A 6,330-nucleotide genomic window follows, 5' to 3' on the forward strand; every position below is an offset into this window, starting at 1 on the left:
GTTACTGACCCTTTTTATTTGTCTTGAGTTTTATCTAGCTAAGCTCAGATTTTCTTGAAGATGATTGAAGTGTTGATTCCGCCAAAGGCAAAGTTATTACTCATTACATACTCAACATTCAATTCGCGACCAGAACCTGTAATGTAATCGAGTTTACCGCAGCGAACGTCGATGTTTTCAAGGTTCAATGTTGGGCTGAACCAGCCGGAATGCATCATTTCTAGGCTCAACCAAGCCTCAATGGCACCACATGCGCCAAGCGTATGACCAAAGTAGCTTTTTAATGAGCTGATTGGCACTTCACCAAAAATGTTCGCGGTCGCATTACTTTCGGCAATATCGCCTTTATCTGTTGCCGTTCCGTGCGCCGAAACGTAACCAATTTTTTCAGCAGGAAGCTGTGCATCTTTCAGCGCTTTCTCCATACAGATTTGCATGGTTTCCATCTGAGGTTGAGTCACATGAGCTGCATCGCAGTTGCTGGCAAAACCGATGATTTCCGCGTAGATCTTTGCGCCACGAGCCACAGCATGTTCATACTCTTCAAGAACAAGTGTACCTGCGCCTTCACCGATAACCAGGCCATCGCGCTCACTGTCGTAAGGGCTAGGGGATTTTTCTGGCGTGTCGTTTTTTAAACTGGTAGCAAAAAGGGTATCGAAAACGGCAGATTCGGTTGGGCATAGCTCTTCACCACCACCGGCAACCATCACGGTTTGGTAACCGTGTTTGATTGCTTCATAGGCGTAGCCAATCGCTTGGCTACCTGAAGTACAGGCACTGCTGGTGGGAATCACACGTCCACGTAAGCCAAAGAATAGCCCGACGTTGACCGCCGCGGTGTGTGGCATCATCTGAACGTAAGTCGTTGCGGTGATCGCTCGTGTCGATTTCTCGTTAAGCATCACGCCAAATGCACCAACAGCGTCTGTACTGCCGGTTGAAGAACCATAGGCAATGCCTGTTTCGCCATTAGTCAAAACGTCGTGGCCAATCAGCCCTGCTTGCTCTAGTGCATTTTCGGTCGCCACTGTTGCTAGGCGAGACACACGGCCCATACCACGTACTTGTTTACGCTTATAGTGCTTAGGTAGTTGGAAGTCATCGATTGGAGCTGCAAGCTTAGTGTTTAGGCCATCGTACTGCTCAAAGCTTGGCATATACTGGGTCGCATTTTCACACGCTTTTAGTTTTGGCTCGATGTGCTGCCAATCGTTGCCAAAAGCGGTAACGCCTGACATGCCAGTTACAACAACGCGGCGGGTCATACTAAGCCTCCATTAACTGAAATCACTTGGCGAGTTACGTAGCCGGCAATATCCGACATTAGGTAGCTGATTAGGCCGGCGACTTCTTCTGGCTCGCCCATGCGGCGCAGTGGAACTTGAGGCAGCGCATGCTCTTTTACATGCTCATCAACCATCCCGGTATCGATTAGACCAGGAGCGACACAGTTTACCGTTATCTTGCGTTTTGCGAGCTCTAGAGCCAGAGACTTAGTTGCGCCAATCACACCTGCTTTTGCTGCGGCGTAGTTGGTTTGACCGCGGTTACCCATGATGCCGGATACAGAAGCCAGAGTAACGATTCGACCGCCTTTGCGTTTTTGAACCATTGGCATCACGCACGGGTGAAGTACGTTGTAGAAGCTGTCGAGGTTGGTATGGATAACACCATCCCACTCTTCTTCCGTCATGGCAGGGAAGGCCGTGTCACGAGTAATACCGGCATTATTCACCACACCATAGTAAGCGCCGTGTTCGGCAATATCTGACTCAAGCGTTTCGCGACATTCGCTGCGATTGCTGATATCAAATTGGATCAGACGTCCTGCAGCACCGAGCTCAGTGATCGACTTTAATGTGTCTTCAGCACCTTGCTTGTCACCCATGTAATGAACGGCGATTTCAAAACCGTCTTTCGCGAGTTGAATAGCGATCGCTTTACCAATGCCTTTGCTGGCACCTGTGACTAAAACCTGACGGCTCATGATGGGCTCCTAGTTTTCATTTCTTGTAATTTTTGTTCGGTCGGCACGTAGACGTTGAGTTGGCATTGAGCCACTAACTCGCCTTGGTCTTCGACTCGGGCGGTAAACACGGCCATGCCACTGTCTTCCATGAGTTGTTCAGCATAGATATCAAGGGTTTGACCTTGAGTAAATTCATCACACAGTGACTTGTAGCGACGAGAACCGAGTAAGAAGCCGATTGGAGGAGTAGTGCCGTTTTTCAGCGCATGGTATCCAGACCAAGCTGCAACAGACTGCGCCATAAACTCGATGCCAACATAAGCTGGGACCGTTTGAGATTCGGCGTCAAAGAATAGGTTGTGCGCGCCAATATCGACCTGGCAGTGAATCGACAATGCCTCAACGTTGATAGCTCGATCGATTAATATCATCGGATCATCGTGTGGGAGAAGTTGGTCTACAGAAGGGATATCAGTCATTTATTACACCAAAAATCAGGCTAATGTTATTGCCACCAAAAGCGAACGAGTTGCTTAAGATGTTCTTTACTTTAAGTTTCTGGGAACAGTTTACCAAATCAATCTCAATATCTTCAGCTTTATACTGACATTTTTGTAAGGGGAGTGGTAAGTCATATTTTAGAATATGCCACGCAATTGCAGCCTCTATCGCACTTGCCGCTCCAAGAGTATGTCCTGTTAGAGGTTTGGTTGAACTGACGGGAACCTTGTTTGCAAAAATACGATGGATGGCTTTGCTTTCCATTGAGTCATTGAGTGGGGTTGCGGTGCCATGGGCATTAATATAACCGATGTCTTCTGCTCGTAACTGTGCAGAACCTAACGCCTTTCTCATTGCTTGCTCTGCGCCATTCCCTTCAGGGTGGGGCGCTGAAATATGGTGTGCGTCGGAGCTGTCTCCATAGCCTAATAGGGCTATATTCGAAGTGCTTTGAGTTGTATTAGTAGCGGTTGGTTTTGTCTTGCTAAGCAACATAAATGCCGCTGCTTCTCCGATGTTGATGCCATCACGAGAGGCGCTAAAAGGCTTACAATGTGTGGTTGATAGCGCTTCAAGACCATGAAAGCCATTGAGCGTCAGTTTACATAGTGTATCGACACCTCCAACCAACACAGCATCAGCCATTCCTGAATCTAATAAACGTTGGGCAGTAACAAATACACGGCCACTTGATGAGCAAGCGGTCGATATCGCATAGCTTGGCCCGGTTAATGCACAATGTTGGCTAACAAACTCAGAGGTGTTGCTTAGCTCTTGTTTTGAATAGTGGAAATCTTCGGGGAAAGAGCCATGTTCTAGTTTGTGTTTAAACGCCGTTTCACCATCAGAAATTCCCGAGGTGCTTGTGCCGATAACTACAGCAATTCTATCGGCACCAAATTGTGATTTTGCTTGCTCGATAGAGTCTTTGATTTGATTAACAGCCGATAACGCCAGTTGATTGTTGCGAGTGGCGTATTCCGCTTGTTCTGATGGGATTTCTGGTAATTCGCCAGCCACCTTACCAACGACCGTCGGCTTACCGTCGTTTAGCATGTCGCTCACTTCAACCATGCTTGATTCATGCTCGCCTTTGAGGCAACCATGAATGTCAGCAACGCTTGAGCCTAATGCGGAGTGGAAACCACAGTCTTGGATATAAATAGGCATGATGTTTAGCTCTTACTTGGGTTATCGACAATCGTTGAGTTCAACGTTTGTATCGTGATGGTGTAGCCTTGAATCAAATGCTTGAAAACAATGTTGCCTGCGGTTTTGTGTGTTCCGGGCTCTGCTTGGTAATCAATTTTAATGATTGGCTGTTGGTTTTCATCAAATACGGTGCGGCTGTTTTCGGTATCGACCAAATACCAACCGATGTCTTGTAAAGGTTGAGCCCATGCTTCAACTGGCCATAGAGTCAGCATCAAATTAAATAGTACTTGCTCGGGTAGCGGCAGGATAGCGCCAAGACCAGATAGAACTTGAGTATCAATCGTTTGGTTTTGGTATTGCAGCGATAGAATGCGAGTACCCCAAGAGGAGAAACCCGCCAACACGACTTTGTCTGATGTGACTTCGACTTGAACAGGAAGTTGCTGCGTATCATCTTGCCATGTTGCGCTGATCAGCTGACTTGCCGTAAATGAGTATCCCAGTTCAGCAGGCAGCGGCAAGGCGAGCTCTGTGTCTTTGTCGATTGCGACACTTGCGCCTGTAGGCTGTTGAGACACCATCGAACAAGCGCTGAGTAGTAAGCCCAATCCAACGGCGAGCGCTATCTTGATTGTTTTGTTCATCTAAAAGCCTCTCGAGAGTTTGATTTTTCCGCTGCTTGTTGGTTGTTGATTGCAAGTGGCGAAAGCAACCACGCGACGAAAATACCAGTTAGGACGGTAACACCGAAGCTATGAATGGCATGAGTCTGACTCAGTGACAATAAGCCAAATGAGAGTAGCGTTGTGAGGCCTGACAAAGTAATCGCTAATAAGGTGCTTAGTGATTTCTTCTGTTCAGCAAAGAAGAGGGTATAGTCGATACCAATCCCTAAAATCAGAATCAAGCCCAGCAGATTAAACAGGTTTAACGTTGAGCCTAAAATGCCCGTTATCGCTAAACCAGCGACTCCGGCAATTAATGAAGGCAACAGCATTAATAGGCTTTGCTTCACACCGTAGCGCCAACCTAACACCATTCCAATAGCGGCCAAAGCTATCAATAATAGCTCGGTGATCTTGACTCTATATTCCGCAAAGAGAGCGGAGATTTCATCGGCTTTATTCAGGTATTTAACGCCTTGTTGCTGAGCAAAGCTTGAATCGAGCCATTGAGAGAACAATTCTGAATTCGTGACGTCTTTGATCAAAATGACTGACGCCGCTTGTCCATCGATAGGTTTTAACCAAAGTGGTCGAACAGGTTCTGACACCGGTGATTCCAAAAACCCAGATACCGTGATTGCTTCGAACTTAGGTAATTCTGGAAAGCTAGGCCAACCAAGAGTGTTCTGTAAGATATGGCTTTGCTGGCGATAGAGTTGTTCAACCAATTGATAGTTATCATGCTGGTCTTGTTTACTTAACAACTGCTGATTGATGCTGCGATATCCTGAGATACCTTGGCTATCGATTAAAGAGTCTAAGCTTGTGGTGATTTCTGCCAGTTTTTTGAGTAGCTTTTGATCGCTCTTAGCGGTCACCAGCAGCATATTTTGGCCACTGCCTAATCCTGATATCTCAGTAATGGCTTGCTCTTGCTGTTTGAGTTGATCAGGCATCGCTTGAAGTTGGCGAATATCGTCGTCGTAGCGAATTTGACTGAGTGATATCAAGCTAACGACAGTCACTATTAATGGTAAGCCAATTCTAAACTTTTGGTTGCTCCAGAGACTTAACCAAGTATGCCAAAGTTTCGACAAGGGAAGCGGGCGTTCTTGACTTGGTTTTGCCGCTAAAACGGGATACCAACACACCACACTGGCGTAAGCTGCGATCAGTCCAATCGACGAAAACAGAGCAAGTTGCTGTAAACCCGGGAAAGGTGCCACCAACAAACCTAGGTAGCCAATCAAGCTGGTGATCAGACCCAAGGTGATCGCAACGATAATATGTTTCAACCCTTTGTCGCTTTGCCATTGATTACCCGCCGCCAAACGATCGGTTAGGTAATGAAAAGAGTAGTCGATGGATACGCCAATCAAGCTGGCACCGAACACCAAACTAAATAGGTGAACTTTGCCGAAGATAGCGACGGTGCTTGCAAGAGCAACCAACAACCCAGTGCTGATGGAAAGCAAGGATAAGGCAAGTGGTAGGGCACTACGAAACGTCAGCCACACCAATAAAATAACACCGGCTAATGAGCCCAAACCAATAGTACTGATTTCTGATTTTGCGCTTTCGGTGCCGTAATTTGCGTAGAACACCACACCAGTATGCTGCACTTTGACGCCAAACTGCTTTTCGACTTCGCGCTCAATTGAATCAAGATCAGGAAGTTGTTCTTGAATCGCCAAGCTATAAGGTGAGCCAGCCAGCGTAGCCGTGACCAAAATATGAGTTTGCTCATTAGACTGGGCTGTGAGGTAGCCTTCTTTCAGAACAAAGTTGCTTGATTGAACGCCAACTGCACTGATGTAGTCGCGAAATAGCAGAAATGGGTCGAGAGATAGCTCTGCTGCAGTGACGCCTGAAAACGGATTGTACAGAGACTGAATGACATATTGAGCTCGCGAATCCGGCGAGTGTGTCAGCGTCTCTTTTTGTTGTTGGGTCAGCAGTTGAGCTCGGTGACGAAAATAGAAGTCGCTCCACTGGCTTTGAGTACTGGCGTTGATTTTTCCTTGAACTTGCTTAAAC

6 protein-coding genes are annotated in these 6,330 nt (G+C 46.9%); all 6 read right to left on the reverse strand.

What is annotated here, in order from left to right; genetic code table 11:
• Positions 1 to 44: 44 nt before the first annotated feature.
• A complete protein-coding gene (locus tag AB4653_RS07070) occupies positions 45 to 1,268 on the reverse strand; it encodes a beta-ketoacyl-ACP synthase (RefSeq protein ID WP_102257960.1) in 1,224 nt (407 codons plus the stop codon).
• On the reverse strand, positions 1,265 to 1,990 hold the full coding sequence (locus tag AB4653_RS07075; protein WP_102257959.1) for a 3-ketoacyl-ACP reductase FabG2: 726 nt from the start codon (positions 1,988 to 1,990) through the stop codon (positions 1,265 to 1,267). Before AB4653_RS07075 ends, AB4653_RS07070 begins: the two co-directional genes overlap by 4 nt.
• Positions 1,987 to 2,451, reverse strand: a complete 465-nt coding sequence (locus tag AB4653_RS07080) for a hotdog family protein (protein ID WP_054548132.1) — start codon at positions 2,449 to 2,451, stop codon at positions 1,987 to 1,989. The genes AB4653_RS07075 and AB4653_RS07080 overlap by 4 nt, the downstream gene beginning before the upstream one ends.
• Entirely contained in the window at positions 2,444 to 3,643 is a 1,200-nt protein-coding gene (locus AB4653_RS07085; RefSeq protein WP_102257958.1) for a beta-ketoacyl-[acyl-carrier-protein] synthase family protein, read from the reverse strand. The genes AB4653_RS07080 and AB4653_RS07085 overlap by 8 nt, the downstream gene beginning before the upstream one ends.
• A gap of 5 nt (positions 3,644 to 3,648) precedes the next feature.
• A complete protein-coding gene (locus AB4653_RS07090) occupies positions 3,649 to 4,272 on the reverse strand; it encodes a DUF3261 domain-containing protein (RefSeq protein WP_102257957.1) in 624 nt (207 codons plus the stop codon).
• Positions 4,269 to 6,330: MMPL family transporter (locus AB4653_RS07095; RefSeq protein WP_372103672.1), on the reverse strand; the 2,062-nt coding region annotated here is incomplete at its 5' end. The genes AB4653_RS07090 and AB4653_RS07095, both read right to left, overlap by 4 nt.

It is taken from the genome of Vibrio sp. 10N.222.48.A3 (genome assembly GCF_041475345.1).
Lineage (GTDB): Bacteria > Pseudomonadota > Gammaproteobacteria > Enterobacterales > Vibrionaceae > Vibrio > Vibrio tasmaniensis_A.

Bases quoted from the DNA above. Each gene is read 5' to 3' on its own strand.
- AB4653_RS07070 (WP_102257960.1), bottom strand. From the start codon at position 1,268: ATGACCCGCCGCGTTGTTGTAACTGGCATGTCAGGCGTTACCGCTTTT.
- AB4653_RS07075 (WP_102257959.1), bottom strand. From the start codon at position 1,990: ATGAGCCGTCAGGTTTTAGTCACAGGTGCCAGCAAAGGCATTGGTAAA.
- AB4653_RS07090 (WP_102257957.1), bottom strand. From the start codon at position 4,272: ATGAACAAAACAATCAAGATAGCGCTCGCCGTTGGATTGGGCTTACTA.
- AB4653_RS07080 (WP_054548132.1), bottom strand. From the start codon at position 2,451: ATGACTGATATCCCTTCTGTAGACCAACTTCTCCCACACGATGATCCG.
- AB4653_RS07085 (WP_102257958.1), bottom strand. From the start codon at position 3,643: ATGCCTATTTATATCCAAGACTGTGGTTTCCACTCCGCATTAGGCTCA.